This window comes from Neptuniibacter sp. 2_MG-2023 (genome assembly GCF_030547495.1).
Lineage (GTDB): Bacteria > Pseudomonadota > Gammaproteobacteria > Pseudomonadales > Balneatricaceae > Neptuniibacter.
The window spans coordinates 212,275-227,971 of sequence record NZ_JAUOQC010000001.1 but is presented as its reverse complement, the minus strand read 5'-3'; the positions used below and the strand labels follow the sequence as shown (position 1 = coordinate 227,971).

The following is a 15,697-nucleotide window of genomic DNA, read 5'->3' as shown; positions in this document are numbered from 1 at the left end:
GCCCTTCTGTCTAGCTAAATACAGTGAATGCATCGAATAAGGTCGGTAATTTTCGGGGGGATTACCGTCGGTATGCAATTTACCTTACAGACTGATCAGAATTGATCGTGGTTAGGTAGTACAAACACGTACCTCAATCCCCAATCACACAGAAGTCATGTGAAAAGGATTTATTCTGTTAAAATGGGTAATGATCTTTTATATAAGCGATCAAACTATACCCGTTTCTTTGTAGTGGTTTGATTTGTAATATTTATCTCTTTTTAGCGGTCTTTCCGCGTGACTACTTTTTTGTACGTTAATATCGACGTGCATCGTTTTTTTAAGGCGGTGAGGTTGGGTTTTGCTATCCAGCTCATCGCTTTTCTTGTTAATGAGTACACCCATGTTTACCGATATCGCATTGCATCCTGAACTTGAGAATAATTTGAAAGCGGCGGGCTACCTTGAAGCCACTGAGGTGCAGCAGCGGGCCGTACCTTTATTATTGGAAGGGCAAGACTTACTGGTGAGTGCGCCAACCGGTAGCGGTAAAACGGCGGCGTTTCTGATTCCGTTAATCCAGAGCATGGTGGGGCAGCAGTCACCGGCTAAACAGCCACGTGCGTTAGTTTTAGTTCCAGTACGGGAGTTGGCGGATCAGATACTCCAGCAGTTTAGTAAATTATCGCAGAACACAGAGCTTTCTGCGGTTTCTGTGGTTGGGGGTGAGGACTTTAAAGTACAAGAAAAGCGTTTAGCGTCAGCGGATTTAGTGATCGCAACCCCAGGCCGTTTACTGCCTCATATCGAAAATCAATCTATTGAGTTTGATAGCTTAGATTTTCTTGTGTTAGATGAAGCGGATCGTATGTTGGAAACAGGGTTTAAGGAGAGTTTGCAACAGATTCTGTCCGTTTGCCCTGATGCTCGCCAAACCTTGCTGATCTCGGCTACGCTGCCAACGGCTATACGTTCATTGGCTAATGAGATATTAGATGCGCCGGAATGGGTGCAAGTGGGCCAAAAGCGTGAAGCGGCAGAGGGGATTAAGCAGTATCTTATTCTCTCTGACGATGTAGCGCATAAAGATAAACAGCTGTGCGCACTGCTAAAAAATGAGGAATACACTAAAGCGATTGTGTTTAGTAACAGTAAAACCCAAGCACGTCGTTTAGATGGTTTTCTCCGTTACCATAAATTAAAAGCGGCGCTTTTACATGGCGATGTACAGCAAAAGGGACGTTTTGCCACCATCGAAGGATTTCGTAAAGGAACGACAACCGTATTGGTAACAACCGATCTTGCATCCCGTGGGTTAGATGTTGAGGATGTTGATCTGGTGATTAACTTTGAGATGCCGCGTAAAGGTGATGTTTATCTACACCGTATTGGCCGAACAGGCCGTGCAGGCGCAGAGGGTGAGGCGGTTTCGTTAGTCGATGCGACCGAGTGGAACCTAATGTCCTCTATCGAGCGTTATTTAAAAACCCGTTTTAGACGTAAATTGATAGAAGGTTTAGTGGGTAATTATAAAGGCCCGAAAAAACTCAAAGCCTCAGGTAAAGCGGCCAGCAGTAAGAAAAAGAAGAAAGACGGCGCTGTTAAGAAAAAAGCGCCACGTAAGGCTAAGCGTTAAGGCTTTGTTGAGTATGCGCGTTTAGCCCTAGTTAAAGGGACTTGATAGCATTTACAGGCCTTTATAATTGATACCCTTGTGGGTTAATTACAATCTGCATATTCGCTGGTGGGCCCCGTGGTTTACTTTTTAAACCACAGGGCTAACGAATGTTAAAACTTAAATTGAGAGAGAATCTCACCAAGCTTCTCTGCTTGACCCTCTAAATGGCTGCTTGCATGGCTATTGCTCCGAGCGTTGTTAGCGGTTTCTCCGCTAGCCTTATTAATCCGCTCTAAACTATCTTTTGTTAGGGATGTGACCTGAGCTTGCTCTTCGGTTGCTGTAGCGATAAGCAAGTTGAGTTGATTGATTCTATCGATCTCTGCTGAAACTGTTTTAATAAGAGTTTGTACATTGGTGGACAGATCAACATTGTTAAGGGCGAGCGTCTGACCTGACTCCATCACGGACACTGCTTTCTCAGCTTTAAGTTGTAAAGTATCGAGGAGCGATCTGATTTCTTCCGTCGCTTGCTGTGTACTGTGTGATAGTGCACGTACTTCATCGGCAACCACTGAAAAACCACGCCCATGATCGCCAGCGCGTGCAGCTTCTATCGCAGCATTCAGCGCGAGGAGGTTTGTTTGTTCGGCAATCCCTTCAATAACACTGATAATGCTACTAACTTTATTACTTTCTTCTGCAAGGTTTGAGATCACTTGGGTTGCGGCGAGAATTTCCCGAGAAAGGTTCTCTGTCGCTTGTCGATTTTCTTCAACAATATTACAGCTTTGATTGGCGCTTTGTTTAGCGTCCTCACTACATTCGGCGGCTTCACTAGCATTGTTTGCGATGTCGTTAACTGTACTGTTGATCTCTTCCATTGCGGTGACTGCGTGATCACATTCGATATTTTGTGTTTCAACGGCTTTTAATGTCAGTGTGGAATTTGATTTAAGTGTCTCTGAGGTTTGGGCGAGATCGGCTGCACTTTTTGATACGCTTTGAATCGTTTCGGCTATGCGGGTAACAAAACGGTTAAAGTTAGCAGCTAAATCGGAGATCTCATCATTTCCTTTTTCGGGTAAGCGGACGCTTAAGTCGGCTTCTCCACAAGCGATCTCTGCCATCTGTGTACTGGCTTCTATTACCGGCTTGATGACCATTCTATAACTTAACCAGATGGCGATGAGTGTAAGTATTATGCCTATTGGGAGGCTCGCAATCATCGATGCGTTTAAGCTATTTGCATCGTCAACAGTTGTTAGCGTTTGTTGTGAAACCTCTGTTGAAATTTTGTTATTCAAACTTGCAGTATGGGCGCTAAGTGCGAGGGTGATCTGCAAAAGTTGATCGCGTGTGTTAAGAAATTGTTCTTGGCTGGTTTGAACTTGGATTGTTGCGGTTTTGTGTAATTGAAGTGTTTTTTCTATGGCTTCTGAATAGGAGGTTCCTTTCCAGTTACCGCTATTAATAGTGCTGGTGGCTAAGGGAGAATGGCTTATTTCAGAAAGTGAATCGCTTAGGTTGTTTAATGCGTCGATTACAGATTCTTTTTCTTTTGAGGGGGTAGATGATTGTAGTTGTTTTTGCAGGGCCACTACTGATTCGCCTAAGGCAATACGTGCGCGATAGGTTGCAATAACAAACTCCCACTTTTCTTCGATATCGCCACTCCATGATGTTACTTGGTTACGTTGAAAGGCATCTTCTAATGAGGAGATTTGATAGTTGCCATAGAAACCTAGTCGTTGCATGAATTTATTGAAGTTTTGTGTTTCGCTATTACTGTGTTCTATCGCCGCAACATAAGCGGAGTGTTGCTCAAGAACCTTGTGTTTTATCGACTTTAATTGCTCAACCAATGCATTAAGTGCTTGGCTCTCTGCTTGGTATTTACTTTTATTTAGCTGTGAAAGGGCGGTTTCAGTTGCGCTAAGATGTTTTTCAATGGTGTTTTGAGTCGTTTCGCTTAGCGGTTCTTGATAGACAAGTGCATTAATAAGCTGTTGGCTACTTTGGTTAATATGAAGTCTAAGAGAAGAGGAACTATCAGCACTTTGCCATGCTTCACCTGAAATCTGTTCGAGTGCATTGCGAATACTGCTAACACCGTTTAAAGCGTAAAGGTTACTGATGATTAGAACCACGAGGGTGAGCAAAAAGCATCCACCTATCTTGAGTCCAATAGTCATTTTCATAATAAGCTCTCTGGTAATATTTTTTATATTTTTCATTTCTCAAAAGCAATATGGATGCCATGAGGTCTATTACGACCGGATGTTGGTAAAGCGGAGTTTTCAGGAGGTTATGCACGATAGAGGGCGTGATAAATGGATGGATTTTGACCCAAAGCTTCTATTTTTATGGGTGGTTATTAGCCAAAAGTATTATTCTATGAGCGGAAAGAGAGGAGGCGACATTGCTGAAAATTAAACAGTGCCGCCTTATCGTTTTACTGCGTTAGGTATTATTCTTCGTTAGCTATGGGCTTTTGTGATTTCTAAAACATGAGTCGCAATCATAGCTTCTTCATTCGTGGCTATAACGCGTACAGTTACAGCTGAATCATTTAAGCTAATGATATTTTCATTATTTTGGTTGGCATCTTCGGAGTAAGTTATGCCCAACCAGCGACAGCGATTTAATATTCTTTGGCGCACATCAGCATCGTTTTCACCAACACCGCCGGTGAATACAATTTGCCCTAACCCTTCTAATGCGGCAGACAAACGTCCAATTTCTAAGGCTGCGCGATAGCAAAACATCTCGATGGCTTCTTCGGCTTCAGGTTGCTCTGCACGATGAAGTTCGAGCATATCTGAGCTGATTCCTGAGACACCCAACCAGCCACTTTGCTTGTAGATCAGTGTTTCTAATTGGTCGGCATCCATCTGATGTTGGCGTTGGAGGTAAAGTAGAACGCCGGGATCTATATTTCCGCAACGACTACCCATAGGTAAGCCATCAACAGCGGTAAAGCCCATAGATGAGGCGATTGATACGCCATTTTTAATAGCGCACATACTGGCCCCTGCACCTAAATGACAGACAACTGTATTCAGTGATGGACTTTGTAGTTGAGTGAGTTGGCGCTGAATAAATTCGTAAGATAAACCATGAAAGCCATAACGCCGAACGCCTTCGTCTGTGTATTGTCGAGGCAGGGCGTAGTTTTTTTCTAAGTTGCTTTGCTTGCTGTGAAACATTGTATCGAAGCAGGCAATTTGAGGTAGTGTGGGCTCGAGTGCCTGACAGGCTTCGATTAAGCGAAGATTGTAGGGCTGATGCAAAGGGGCTAGAGGGATAAATTTCTCTAACTGAGCCTTAACTTCGCTGGTCACTATACAAGGTTCACTAAATATCTCTCCACCATGTACAACCCGATGACCTATGGCAACTAGGCTACTCTCAGGTAGATGCTGGCTTAGCCAGTTTAAAATAGTTTGTAAACACGCCTGGTGGCGCTCTTCCTTAGGTACTGATTGGTAATCAGGCGTGCTTTGCTCAAGTGTCGCGCCGCTGGCATCTTTAACTTTAAATCGTGGGGTATTTAAAATATTCCCTAACTTAAAGCCATACAATAATGTAAGTGCACCGTTTCTTAATTCAAATAGGGCGCATTTCAGGCTTGAGGAGCCGCCATTAACGGTCAAAATAGTCTGCATAATTATGAATTCTTGTGGTGAACCATATGGGACGCAAGGGCGCAAGAAGCTAAACGTGCCAATGTTTTATCTGCTCTGCTAGTCAGAATGATCGGTACTTTTGCCCCTAAAGCTATACCAGCTGATTTTGCATTGGCTAGATAAATCAATTGTTTAGCTATCATGTTGGCCGCTTCTAAGTCGGGAGCTAGAAGAATATCTGCATCGCCAGAAACTTCCGATACTATATGTTTATCAATGGCGGCTTGCCGTGAAATTGCATTGTCAAAGGCAAGAGGACCATCGAGTAAGCCACCTGTAATCTGTCCACGATCAGACATTTTACAAAGTGCTGCAGCATCAATCGTGCTTTGAATATTAGGTTTAACTTTTTCTACCGCTGACAAAATGGCTACTTTAGGTATATCAACACCTAAAGCATGGCAGAAATCGATAGCGTTTTGAGTGATGTCTGCTTTGCAATAGAGGTCTGGAACTATATTGATGGCAGCATCAGTAATAATGAGTGGCTTGTGGTAGTTGGGAATATCAAAGACAAAGACATGGCTTAAACGTCGTTCAGTGCGAATCCCTTTAATCTTATGTACTACGGCACGTAATAGCTCTGATGTACCTAAGTGGCCTTTCATTAAGGCTTCAGATTCACCACGCTTTACTAGCTCGCAAGCGATCTCAGCGGAGGCATGGCTATGTTCTGTGTTAATCAGCTCAAAATCGTTTATGTTTAGATTCTGTTCTTCCGCAACAGCCCTAATTTTATCTTCTGGGCCAACTAATGTCGGGATAATTAAATTATGTTCCGCGGCCTCAACAGCACCGATAAGGCTGTTACTGTCAACAGGATGAGCAACAACCGTGCGAATTGGGCGTGCTTTTTCAGCTTGTTTTATAAAAAACTCTAACTGATCATGCAGTGGCGGTTTTTCTTGAATAACCATTGAGACCTCGGGATTTTTTATCAAAAAGTAACATGCCAATACTTATTCTAAAGCGACGTATTAACAAAAGAATATCTTTAGTCTATTGCTTAATTATGACGCACTGCAACATTTTTTCTAATGATGTATGTCATTTTTAGTTAAGAGTTTGAAAATATTAATATTTAAAACTTAGAAGGAGGTTTTATTATTACTTGATATCTTGCTTAAGACTTAATTTTGGGGTGAATTTAAAATAATATGTACTTGTTTTGTACAGATCTATTCTGCAAGGTTGTATCCAATTTAACGCTATTTTCGCCTCCTTTTTTACGGATAATTAGGCATGCTGCAAAGGGTTTTCCGTGGCTGTTAGTTCCACCATTAAGACTTTTTATTAAACGATTTAGAAGGTTTATCTGTGGAGTGCTTAGGGTGGCAATAATCGCAGATGCTAAATCTCTATAGCTAGGGTTACATTGCGACGTTTTTATGGCTCCTCTTATGATTTATGGTACTTGATCTGTGTTTTGTAGGGCCTATTTTATTTAGTTTTATAGGTAGTAGTGATAAAGAATAGGTAATATTTAGTGTGGAAAGATTTTTTATTAGGTTATGTTGATATATCTTTGTTAAGGCAAGAACTTAATGTGCGCATCTAAAGTTATGGGCTGTTAGAATAGAGCTTTCTTGTACGTTAAAACGCAAAATATGTGCGTTATAGCGAGTTTGATCAGGTTGTCAGATTGTAATAGCCGCTTTATGGGTTGAGGAACTTTCATGGGATTATTGATTGATTGGTTTTTGGATTTTTGGGATAACATGCCGGGCGGTAAAATAAGTCGCGCATTCTTTGCAGCGATTTTGTTGACGATTGTTGTTTCTATACCTTTAGGCGTTTATTGGAGTATTACCCCAAGTGCGTTTGATCCTATATCTGAAGCGGAGATTGATGCTGATGAGCGAGGTCTAGAGATTACCACTGGGTACACTACGGTTTTTACCCTACAGCGTTTGGTTGATACATTGCTACATAAGCCGGGTGGATATATTAGTAATGATATAGCGCCTCCAGGTGTGTGGTTAGATAATATTAGTAACTGGGAGTACGGCGTATTAGTACAATCCCGTGATTTAGCTAGAGCGATGCGGAAAGATTTTAGTCGTTCTCAATCTCAATCTGTAGAGTATTTAGCACTGACAGTAGCTGAGCCGCAACTCAACTTTGATGCTAATAGCTGGCTGATCCCTTCGTCTGAATCGCAATATAAAGAGGGTTTAGACGCCTTGTTAAGTTATCAACTTGCTTTGGCAAGTACAGAGGAAACTGAAGCTCAGTTTTTTGCCCGAGCAGATAATCTTAATAACTGGCTGGGTGATGTACAAACGCGTTTGGGAAGTTTGTCTCAACGCTTGAGTGCCAGTGTAGGTCAGAAGCGTTTGAATACGGATTTAGCGGGGGATGCTGAGGCTGAACAGTCCACGGTAGTCGCGAGCGAGACCGAAATAAAAACCGCATGGCTAGAGATCGATGATGTCTTCTTTGAAGCACGGGGATCTGCATGGGCTTTATTACATATTATGAAAGCGATCGAGCATGATTTTGGGCCGGTGCTGGCAAAGAAAAATGCCCGGGTAAGTCTACGTCAAATTATACGAGAGCTTGAGGCTACTCAAGATACCGTATGGAGCCCAATGATCTTAAATGGTGGGGGATTTGGTCTTTTTGCAAATCACTCATTGGTAATGGCTAATTATATTTCTCGAGCGAATGCGTCAATTATTGACTTGCGAGATCTATTGAGCAAAGGCTAATACTCGTTGGTCAGCATGTTTTGAAACTAAAAAGAGAGCATTTATGCTCTCTTTTTTTATATTAGGTCTACACTGAGATGTATTAAAGGCAAAGGAGGAGAGTTATGCCCCGCCGTTTTATAAGACATCCTACGGGAATACCGATTCAACTTTCCATACCTAACTATAACTCAGAACGCTTATCGGGTTACGCTCCGCGCTGTGTTCAAACGAACGATATTAGTGTGGGTGGGCTTTCATGTGAATCATCTGAAGCAATGAGTGCAGGGCAAGCTGTTGAGGTTGAAATTTGGTTAAATGATCCTTCATTTAAAACGATTGGTCATGTTCTTTGGTGTAAAGGAGATGGTGCTGGGTACCTAGTAGGTATAGGCTTTTCTGATTTTGCTACGGCTTATTCGGTAAGGATGGTTGAGCAAGTTTGCCATATAGAGGAGTATCGCCAAAAGGTGCTTGATGAAGAGGGACGTCAGCTGAGTTCAGAGGGGGCCGCAGAGGAGTGGATAGATAAGTATGCTGCAGAGTTTCCTTTATACCCTTGTTAGATAATCAGTAAAAAAACAGAGTACAACCATTACCTAAGTAATAGTTGTACATCCTTTAAATTCAAAGTATCTGCAAGACAAGTACTGTTAAAGCAGTGGTTGCACTTCTAAATTTTGTTCCTTGCTAATAAGCCACTCACCCTCGATATTCTCTATGGTGAGGCGTTTAAGGGTTTTATCTTTATAGCCGTTGGCTGCTTCATAGTTGATCCAAAAATCAACCGTTACCATCGAATCAGACAGCTGGATATTTGAGAACTCAGTTCGTTCTAACTTAATCCATTCCGGTGTTGTTAAAGCGGTGTGTCTTTTCTGTAACCAGCGTTGATGGGTTTTGTATGGGCCATTAAAGACGGATGTGTAAGTGAAAATATAATCTTCATGGTTTTGAGTTTGCCAAGCATTCTGCCAACGATTAATAAGCTCTGTCGCTTGATCTAATGGCTGTTTTTCTTTCTGCGGGGCCGCAACAGTAAGGGTTGTGTTGTTATCTGTGCTTACAACCTTGTCTGTAGCAGAGACTTCTTGAGTTGTATCACCTTGTGACGCTGTAGTAACGCTGGCTTGATCTACGCTTAGAGGTTCTGAAGTTAGTTGTGCTGAGGTTTCAGCAATCGCTGGTAGCGCTTCAGCCTGATTCGCTGCAAGGCTTTCTTTTGAGGAGCTGTCTGAGTTACTGAATGCCGGTTTTGTTTCTACAGCGGAGTTAAGACCCTCTTTCTTTTTCGTATCTAGCGCGTGTTTTATTTTAGCGTCTTGCTCTTTTTGCGCCTCAATCAATGCTAGTTGTAGGCGATTGTTTTCTATCTTAGCCTCGGTTAATTCAGTCTCTAACTGTAGTAGTTTCATTTTTACTTCAGTTTGAAATAGGTCGGGTGAAGCGTTGGTCGCTAGAGGGTTCTCAGATTTGTTAGCTGCGTTATCATTAGCGCTAGCCGTCGATAGGCTGGTGTCTTGGTTTGTTAAATCAGTGGTTTTAAGATCCGTAGTCTTAACCGTGCTTTGCGATTTATCTTTGGCAACACTTGGCGGCGTTACACTGAAATTCGCTGCCTGCTGGGTTCCTGAAGCTGTGGGTTCTGATTCAGCAAAGACCGCCACTGCTGGGAGTTCTGAAGATGGCTGAGGTTCATCTGTAAATAAAAAGTGATTTATGCCGACGCCTAAGGCCAGTATGGCGACAAAAGCTAAGGCAAAAATACCTGAATGATTGGTATGCAAAGGCTTGCTGTTATGTTCATTGTTTGCAAAGTCTTTACGGGTAATCACATCTTTGTGAATCAAAGGTAACAAAAGGGCTTTTAGACGGCTGATCCGCCCCTCTGTTTGTTCTATCATTGAGAAATCTGTGCCTATTTCATAAGGTGTAGGGGGTAGGCCTTTTATAGCGCACAGGTAATATATATAGCCTTCGATATCGTCTATTTGTAGAGGATTAAGAGTGACTTCAGTTTTAATCCAATTATGAAAATCAGCCTCAGGTGTTTTACCTGTGTGGATAACTAAATAGTCTTTGCGAACAACGATGAGTTTAATTGCACCAGCCGTTGTTTCTGATGTTAAGCAAAGCTGTTTAAGCGCGTCAGCGACAGTTGCCGATGAATCTATAGCTTCTTGATCAATAACGACTAAGCAATATTGACCCGCATCTTTAGTATCACGCAGTGCTTGAATCAGATCTTTTTTTTGTTTGGGTACCTTGAGACATTCGGCTAGTTTCGAATAAAACTGTGAAGGTTTAGTCAGTGCCGTATCGAACCGTACGACAGGAACCCCTTTGTGTTGATAATCACTAATCAGCTCAGATACAAGTGTGGTTTTACCTGTGCCTTCCACCCCTTTGAGGATGACTGCGCTGTGATTATCGAGAGCATCACGCAAAGCATAAAGTGCCTTTTTATAACCCCTATGTCGATAAGGGGTTATTAAAGGTTGTTCACTATTCTCTGATCCGTGGTTACTCTCAGCGTGAAGCTGATTTTCCTGTAGCATGATTAAGGCTAATCTCGATTACATTCTATATGTATAAGTTAGCTGCAATTATATTCCTTTTGGATACGACTTCCAATTACAGAGTGCCTCAAGGTTATTCAGTCGGCTGTTTACTGTTCTATCGCTGTTTTCAATTTATCTTGATAAGGGGGCCAACCCATAGCTTTACCACCGAGCAGATGTAGGTGGATGTGGTAAACTGTTTGTCCACCATCTTCATTGCAATTAAAAACCGTGCGGTAGCCGTCTTCCTCAAAACCCATCTGTTTAGCAATAGTAGCCGCACTTTTTATCATGTGACCGATGAGAGGTGTTTGTTCTTCGCTAATATCATTGAGTGTTGATATGTGTATGCGAGGAATAATCAGTAAATGGGTTGGTGCTTGGGGATTAATATCATTAAAAGCAATTACATGCTCATCTTCATAAACGATCTGTGCAGGTATCTCTTTATTGATAATTTTACAAAAAAGGCAGTCCATAATTCTCTCTCAATAAAGCTTTTTTAGCAGTATAGCGAGATTAATTGAGTTTAAACAACAGGGTTGATCGTTTTAAGGGAGGTTGACCTGTTTTAGTTAGTGGCCACTAAAAGTATGCTTTGATTGGTTGAAAGCTTTGTTTTAAATAAGTGATTACACGCCTAATGGGGCGGGGTGTTTTAGAAAGTGTTGATTTAGGTACGATAAAATGACGTTATGGCAGAGTTTTCTTCGAATTTAGCCGTTTATCTAGATAAATTAAGTCCCATTAACACTGAATATCGTTATAATCAGAGCTTAAATTACGTTGGGGTTGTTTGGGTAAATGACAAAAGGTTTGATCGGTTCTGTAATTGCTTGGGGAATACTTTCTTCATTTGGGAATGCCGCAGCGGATGAGTTATCTCAAGGTCCTTATGGTTTATCTGATGGTAATGAAGAGCTTTTATTAAGTGGTTTAAAGAACCTGAGTAGTCATGAGTTAGATTCGGCATTAACTGACCTGAAACAGTTGACTGAACGCCGCCCGGACTTTCGCCTTGCTCAGCTTGTCTATGCAGATATTTTATCTGCTCAAGCACAAGGAGCGCCTTTAAGTAGTTCTGGCAGCCATAGTGATAAACAGAAAATTGATGGATTAATTTCTGAAGCTAAAGTGCGCTTATTGATGGAGATGGAAAAGCCATCCATTGATATGCTACCGGCTGATATGTTGAAAATGTCAGAAAATCAGAAATATGCAGTCGTTGTAGATACGCGACTCTCACGGTTATTTCTGTTTGAAAATCATGATGGTATTCCTGTTTTAGTTAAAGATTTCTATGCTTCCTACGGACGAGGTGGGGTTGGCAAAGAGAAAAGAGGGGATTTAAAAACACCGCTAGGCGTTTATTTTATTACAGGGCGTTTAGAGGATAAGAATTTACCTTCACGTTATGGATCTGGCGCATTGCCACTCAATTACCCTAATGTGTGGGATGAGCGCTTAGGGAGAACAGGTAATGGTATATGGTTACATGGATCTCCGGTTGAAACTTACAGCCGCCCACCTAAAGCCAGTGAAGGTTGTATCTCCCTTACGAATCCAGATTTCATCGAACTTGACCAAAAGATCGATTTTAAAGATACCCCTGTCTTGGTGGGGCATAACATTCGTTGGATTAAAAAGCAGGATTGGTTAGCGCAAAGTAAACGTTTTAATAGTTTAATTGAACGTTGGGCTGCTGATTGGGAAAGCCTTGATCATTCGCGCTATATTCAGAATTATGCGACAAACTATCATGACGGGAAAAGAGATCTGAAACAGTTCTCTAGTTATAAAAAGCGCGTAAATAGCAGTAAAGAATTCATAGATGTTAATGTTGATAACCTAAGTCTCTACCGTTATCCCGACAATCCAGATCTCGTTGTGGCTACTTTCCGCCAAGATTATAAAAGTAGCAACCTTCAAGGGAAGTCTATTAAACGTCAATATTGGACGTTTGAGAACGATCGCTGGCGAATTGCTTATGAAGGTTTACCTTCTGTAGGTAAGCCTTAATCCATGCTAAGTGAGTTGGGCGCTATAATATATGAACGCTTCTGAGCTATTACTTCAAAATATAGATCAGCATCAGGTTGTTCGTATTGAGGGCTCTGAGATTTGGATAAATAAGCTTTTAGCACAAACTCAGCAACATTATCCAGATCACTTCCAATGTGAAGGCAAGCTAGAACTCCTTAGTTTACAGGCGGCGTTGGCCAGCTACCTTTCCGTTGAACAAAGTGCTTCCTTAATTCTTCAAGCCTTAAAAAAACGCCTCTCCATGGGTCGTAAGCTGTTAATCACAATTAATTGCGAAAGTGTTGATGTGCAGGCGTTAACTTATCTTTTGAGTTTGCCTTCGATATGTGACGAGCAGGGCACCGCTGTTGTTGTTTTGTTAGTGAGCACGCCCGCGCTTGTATCGGCTTTGAAGGTTAATCCCTCCCTAGCGGCTAAGCTGGATGGCTTCTATCAAGATGGTTTTAATGCCAACAGGCCTTCCGCCTCTTTTGCTAAGAATATACTCTGGGTTGGGTTTGTCGCTGTAATCGGGCTGGGTCTTTGGCGTTGGTATAGTGGTTTTATTGACCTGGCTCCAGAGGATAAAGTTTCAGCGACTATTGATGAGGTTGTTAAAGACTCAATGGTGCCTTTAACGGTCGAACTTCTGGATGATGCAGAAGTTGCTAAGAGTGAGGTAGTAGAGCAAGTTCCAGAGCCGATAACACCGCCGATTGAGTTAAATAATGAGGCTGTTATTTCAGAGTCGACACGAGCTCCTCAAAATATTGACCATGCTGGCTCAGTCGCTCAGAGCCCAATGATGTTAAATCCGGCTCTTGTTGCCGATTTGAGCGTAGTCGTAGAAGAGGCAAAAAGTAGTTTGCAGCGCGACAAGAGTGAGCTAACTCAGAGATATATGGTTGCTAATAATGCCGATTTGCCCCCAAACCATAGAGGGGGCCCTGATGGTCGAGATGTTCTGAAGGTCATCTCTGCCACTCCAGGAAAGGTGTTGAATCATTCTTTGTTAGAGGGTGCTACATCCAAACAGCAAGTGACCTCAGTTGCTGCGCTTAATAATGAAGATGAAGTAAGGAAAGTGTTCGAGATTTGGCATCAAGCTTGGCAATCTCAAAACTGGGATGCGTATATAGGGAGTTATATTCAAGATGCTTCTCTGTATGGCGTAGATATGCCAGTAGAGGAGTGGAGGCGGTTTAGGAAAGAACGATTATTGTCGCCAGAATGGATAAAGCTTGAACTAGGAACACCAACCTTTACACGTTTAAATACCCATTGGTATCGTATTGAATTCTATCAGCGTTTTGAAAAGCCGGGCTATGCTGATGAGACTACAAAGCGTTTAGAGTTGGAGTTAACGACAGAGGGCTGGAGAATTGCGTCAGAAGCAACGGATGGTACCGTCGTATTAAAGCGACCGGGATCTGAGTTGTAATATTTGTGAGCTTGTGACCAATAAAAAACGTCCAGTAAAGGACGTTTTTTTATTCATACTCATTAATAAGTTTTACTGGATTAAACCTAGGCTTCTTTCGAGGCTGATCTTCCACTGTCCGTTGGAATTAACCATCATTACCCGCTTTTTGACCGCATCTTTATAAGTGTCGGATTCATAGCGTTGCTCAAAGTAAACTTCGGCCAAGTCCTGTCCAAGAATCTTAACCTGAATATTACTGACATCTATACGAATGAATTTAGGTTTAGTTATACGTTGTTGGCGCTGAGTAACCCACTGCTGGTGGCTTAGTTTCACGTTTGGACGGTACATAGGAGTATAAGCGTTTATGTAGCCTTGATAATCTTTATTGCTCCATACTTGAGCCCAGTTCTGTAGGCTTTGAGTGATCTCTTGCTCTGTTGAAGCAAGGGGAGCAGAAACTGCTTTGGAAGGTACTGCTTGGTCAGCAACTTGTTGGTTTTCAAGTTTTGTATCTAGTGCTTCTACTATATGGTTTGTTGGTTCAGGTTCTGCCTCGTGAATGATTGGTTCATTTGCAGGAGGCTGATTTTTGTTACTGAGTGCCGCAATTTCAGTAGTTGTTTTTTCGGTTTGTACGACATTAGGAGATTGCTTAGTTACATCAGCTTTCGACAGTGTAGGTATGACTTCAGCTGGATTTGCTTCCTGCTGTTGTAGTGGTGCACTTAAGGTCGCGGCGTTGCTAACCAGCAGTAACTGATCAGAACTATTACCTGAGATATCGCTAGGCACTCGATCGATCATTGTGAGTTCAGGGCTAGCGGCGATACTTCCAAGGTCAAGCGCTTTGTTGTAAGCCTGAGATGCCAATGTCGCATAGAGCTCTTTTAGATTGCTATGTACTTGGGCATAGCTTGGGTGGGTCTGAAAGGCTTGTTGTAAGGTTTCTATTGCTTGGGCAAAGTTACCCTCTTCAGCATAAATCACCGCGAGATTGTTAAACGCTTCGGGTCTATCAGGGTAGGCTGCCATCAGCTGTGTAAAAATGGATTTAGCGGATGTTTTGTCGCCCATCTGGTTGGTAACAATCCCTTTAGTCAACTTTGCTGCAGCCATATTGGGATTTTCAGCAATGAGTTTATCAATCGCTGTAAGTGCCGCTTTATGTTGGCCTTGTTGGCTGAGACGTAAAATTTTTGCTATCTCAGGAGAGGTTTGCTGAGGTGTAGGTGTGCTTATGCTGACTGTTGTAATGTATTCTTGAGGCGTGGTGCTTTTTTTATCCGTTGGAGATGCTTCACCATTAAGAATGGCTTGTTTCTCTTCGGCTAGCCAAGAGCGAACTTCTGATAGCTTTGCGCTCATCCATTCTTCATCGATATCTGCTGTCCGCATGTCTGCTTGTGCGGTTGCTTTTTCAGGGTCGCAGCTATATTCGTTTGTGCGTCCACCGTTGTAGCAAAAGCCAGAATCTGTTTGTTCGTTGTTCGACTCTTGAGGTGCTTTTGGGGTAAGAGCACCACAGCCCGTTAAAATAGCTGTGGAAATAATAGCGCTAATCGCTGTGCGGAGTCGTTTTCTTTTAGAATCTATTTCGAATGTCTGCATGGATTAAAGCGTATCACGTAATGATTTAAGGGATGATTATACTCATATAATTGGGTATGTCATATTATAAAACGGCTTTTTCCATGCTGGCTAGATAGTTG

Annotated in this window: 11 protein-coding genes; 5 read left to right on the top strand and 6 right to left on the bottom strand. The window is 42.2% G+C overall.

The features are described from left to right. Positions 1 to 385: 385 nt before the first annotated feature. On the top strand, positions 386 to 1,618 hold the full coding sequence (locus Q4486_RS01050; RefSeq protein WP_303517718.1) for a DEAD/DEAH box helicase: 1,233 nt from the start codon (positions 386 to 388) through the stop codon (positions 1,616 to 1,618). Between the two features lie 152 nt (positions 1,619 to 1,770). Here Q4486_RS01050 and Q4486_RS01045 read toward each other — a convergent pair whose 3' ends face one another. The 3 genes from Q4486_RS01045 to Q4486_RS01035 all read right to left on the bottom strand — a co-directional run bounded on the left by Q4486_RS01045 (position 1,771) and on the right by Q4486_RS01035 (position 6,206). Further along, on the bottom strand, positions 1,771 to 3,801 hold the full coding sequence (locus Q4486_RS01045; RefSeq protein WP_303517716.1) for a methyl-accepting chemotaxis protein: 2,031 nt from the start codon (positions 3,799 to 3,801) through the stop codon (positions 1,771 to 1,773). Between the two features lie 279 nt (positions 3,802 to 4,080). Then, positions 4,081 to 5,268 (bottom strand): acetate/propionate family kinase, encoded by a 1,188-nt coding sequence (locus Q4486_RS01040; RefSeq protein WP_303517715.1) that lies wholly within the window; start codon positions 5,266 to 5,268, stop codon positions 4,081 to 4,083. 2 nt (positions 5,269 to 5,270) lie between these two features. Next, on the bottom strand, positions 5,271 to 6,206 hold the full coding sequence (locus Q4486_RS01035) for a bifunctional enoyl-CoA hydratase/phosphate acetyltransferase (protein WP_303416405.1): 936 nt from the start codon (positions 6,204 to 6,206) through the stop codon (positions 5,271 to 5,273). A gap of 759 nt (positions 6,207 to 6,965) precedes the next feature. On the opposite strand from Q4486_RS01035, the gene Q4486_RS01030 reads away from it, so the two are divergent. Both Q4486_RS01030 and Q4486_RS01025 read left to right on the top strand, forming a co-directional pair. Further along, positions 6,966 to 8,000 carry a DUF2333 family protein gene (locus tag Q4486_RS01030; RefSeq protein WP_368389433.1) on the top strand — a complete coding sequence of 345 codons (1,035 nt, stop codon included), beginning with the start codon at positions 6,966 to 6,968 and terminating at the stop codon, positions 7,998 to 8,000. 104 nt (positions 8,001 to 8,104) lie between these two features. Then, positions 8,105 to 8,545 carry a PilZ domain-containing protein gene (locus Q4486_RS01025; protein WP_303416406.1) on the top strand — a complete coding sequence of 147 codons (441 nt, stop codon included), beginning with the start codon at positions 8,105 to 8,107 and terminating at the stop codon, positions 8,543 to 8,545. 87 nt (positions 8,546 to 8,632) lie between these two features. Here Q4486_RS01025 and Q4486_RS01020 read toward each other — a convergent pair whose 3' ends face one another. Then, positions 8,633 to 10,537 (bottom strand): ATP-binding protein, encoded by a 1,905-nt coding sequence (locus Q4486_RS01020; RefSeq protein WP_303517713.1) that lies wholly within the window; start codon positions 10,535 to 10,537, stop codon positions 8,633 to 8,635. 110 nt (positions 10,538 to 10,647) lie between these two features. Next, on the bottom strand, positions 10,648 to 11,019 hold the full coding sequence (locus tag Q4486_RS01015) for a histidine triad nucleotide-binding protein (RefSeq protein ID WP_067862141.1): 372 nt from the start codon (positions 11,017 to 11,019) through the stop codon (positions 10,648 to 10,650). Between the two features lie 325 nt (positions 11,020 to 11,344). Between Q4486_RS01015 and Q4486_RS01010 the strand changes: the two genes are divergently transcribed. Together Q4486_RS01010 and Q4486_RS01005 are read left to right on the top strand one after the other, a co-directional pair. Continuing rightward, complete coding sequence (locus Q4486_RS01010; protein ID WP_303517711.1) at positions 11,345 to 12,559, top strand: murein L,D-transpeptidase family protein; 1,215 nt, start codon at positions 11,345 to 11,347, stop codon at positions 12,557 to 12,559. A gap of 31 nt (positions 12,560 to 12,590) precedes the next feature. Further along, complete coding sequence (locus tag Q4486_RS01005) at positions 12,591 to 14,003, top strand: hypothetical protein (protein ID WP_303517709.1); 1,413 nt, start codon at positions 12,591 to 12,593, stop codon at positions 14,001 to 14,003. A 72-nt stretch (positions 14,004 to 14,075) separates the two neighbouring features. Here Q4486_RS01005 and Q4486_RS01000 read toward each other — a convergent pair whose 3' ends face one another. Beyond that, on the bottom strand, positions 14,076 to 15,596 hold the full coding sequence (locus Q4486_RS01000) for a tetratricopeptide repeat protein (protein ID WP_303517707.1): 1,521 nt from the start codon (positions 15,594 to 15,596) through the stop codon (positions 14,076 to 14,078). Positions 15,597 to 15,697 lie beyond the last annotated feature (101 nt).

Coding starts and splice junctions, on each gene's coding strand:
- Q4486_RS01050 (WP_303517718.1), top strand. CDS start 386: ATGTTTACCGATATCGCATTGCATCCTGAACTTGAGAATAATTTGAAA.
- Q4486_RS01045 (WP_303517716.1), bottom strand. CDS start 3,801: ATGAAAATGACTATTGGACTCAAGATAGGTGGATGCTTTTTGCTCACC.
- Q4486_RS01040 (WP_303517715.1), bottom strand. CDS start 5,268: ATGCAGACTATTTTGACCGTTAATGGCGGCTCCTCAAGCCTGAAATGC.
- Q4486_RS01035 (WP_303416405.1), bottom strand. CDS start 6,206: ATGGTTATTCAAGAAAAACCGCCACTGCATGATCAGTTAGAGTTTTTT.
- Q4486_RS01030 (WP_368389433.1), top strand. CDS start 6,966: ATGGGATTATTGATTGATTGGTTTTTGGATTTTTGGGATAACATGCCG.
- Q4486_RS01025 (WP_303416406.1), top strand. CDS start 8,105: ATGCCCCGCCGTTTTATAAGACATCCTACGGGAATACCGATTCAACTT.
- Q4486_RS01020 (WP_303517713.1), bottom strand. CDS start 10,537: ATGCTACAGGAAAATCAGCTTCACGCTGAGAGTAACCACGGATCAGAG.
- Q4486_RS01015 (WP_067862141.1), bottom strand. CDS start 11,019: ATGGACTGCCTTTTTTGTAAAATTATCAATAAAGAGATACCTGCACAG.
- Q4486_RS01010 (WP_303517711.1), top strand. CDS start 11,345: ATGACAAAAGGTTTGATCGGTTCTGTAATTGCTTGGGGAATACTTTCT.
- Q4486_RS01005 (WP_303517709.1), top strand. CDS start 12,591: ATGAACGCTTCTGAGCTATTACTTCAAAATATAGATCAGCATCAGGTT.
- Q4486_RS01000 (WP_303517707.1), bottom strand. CDS start 15,596: ATGCAGACATTCGAAATAGATTCTAAAAGAAAACGACTCCGCACAGCG.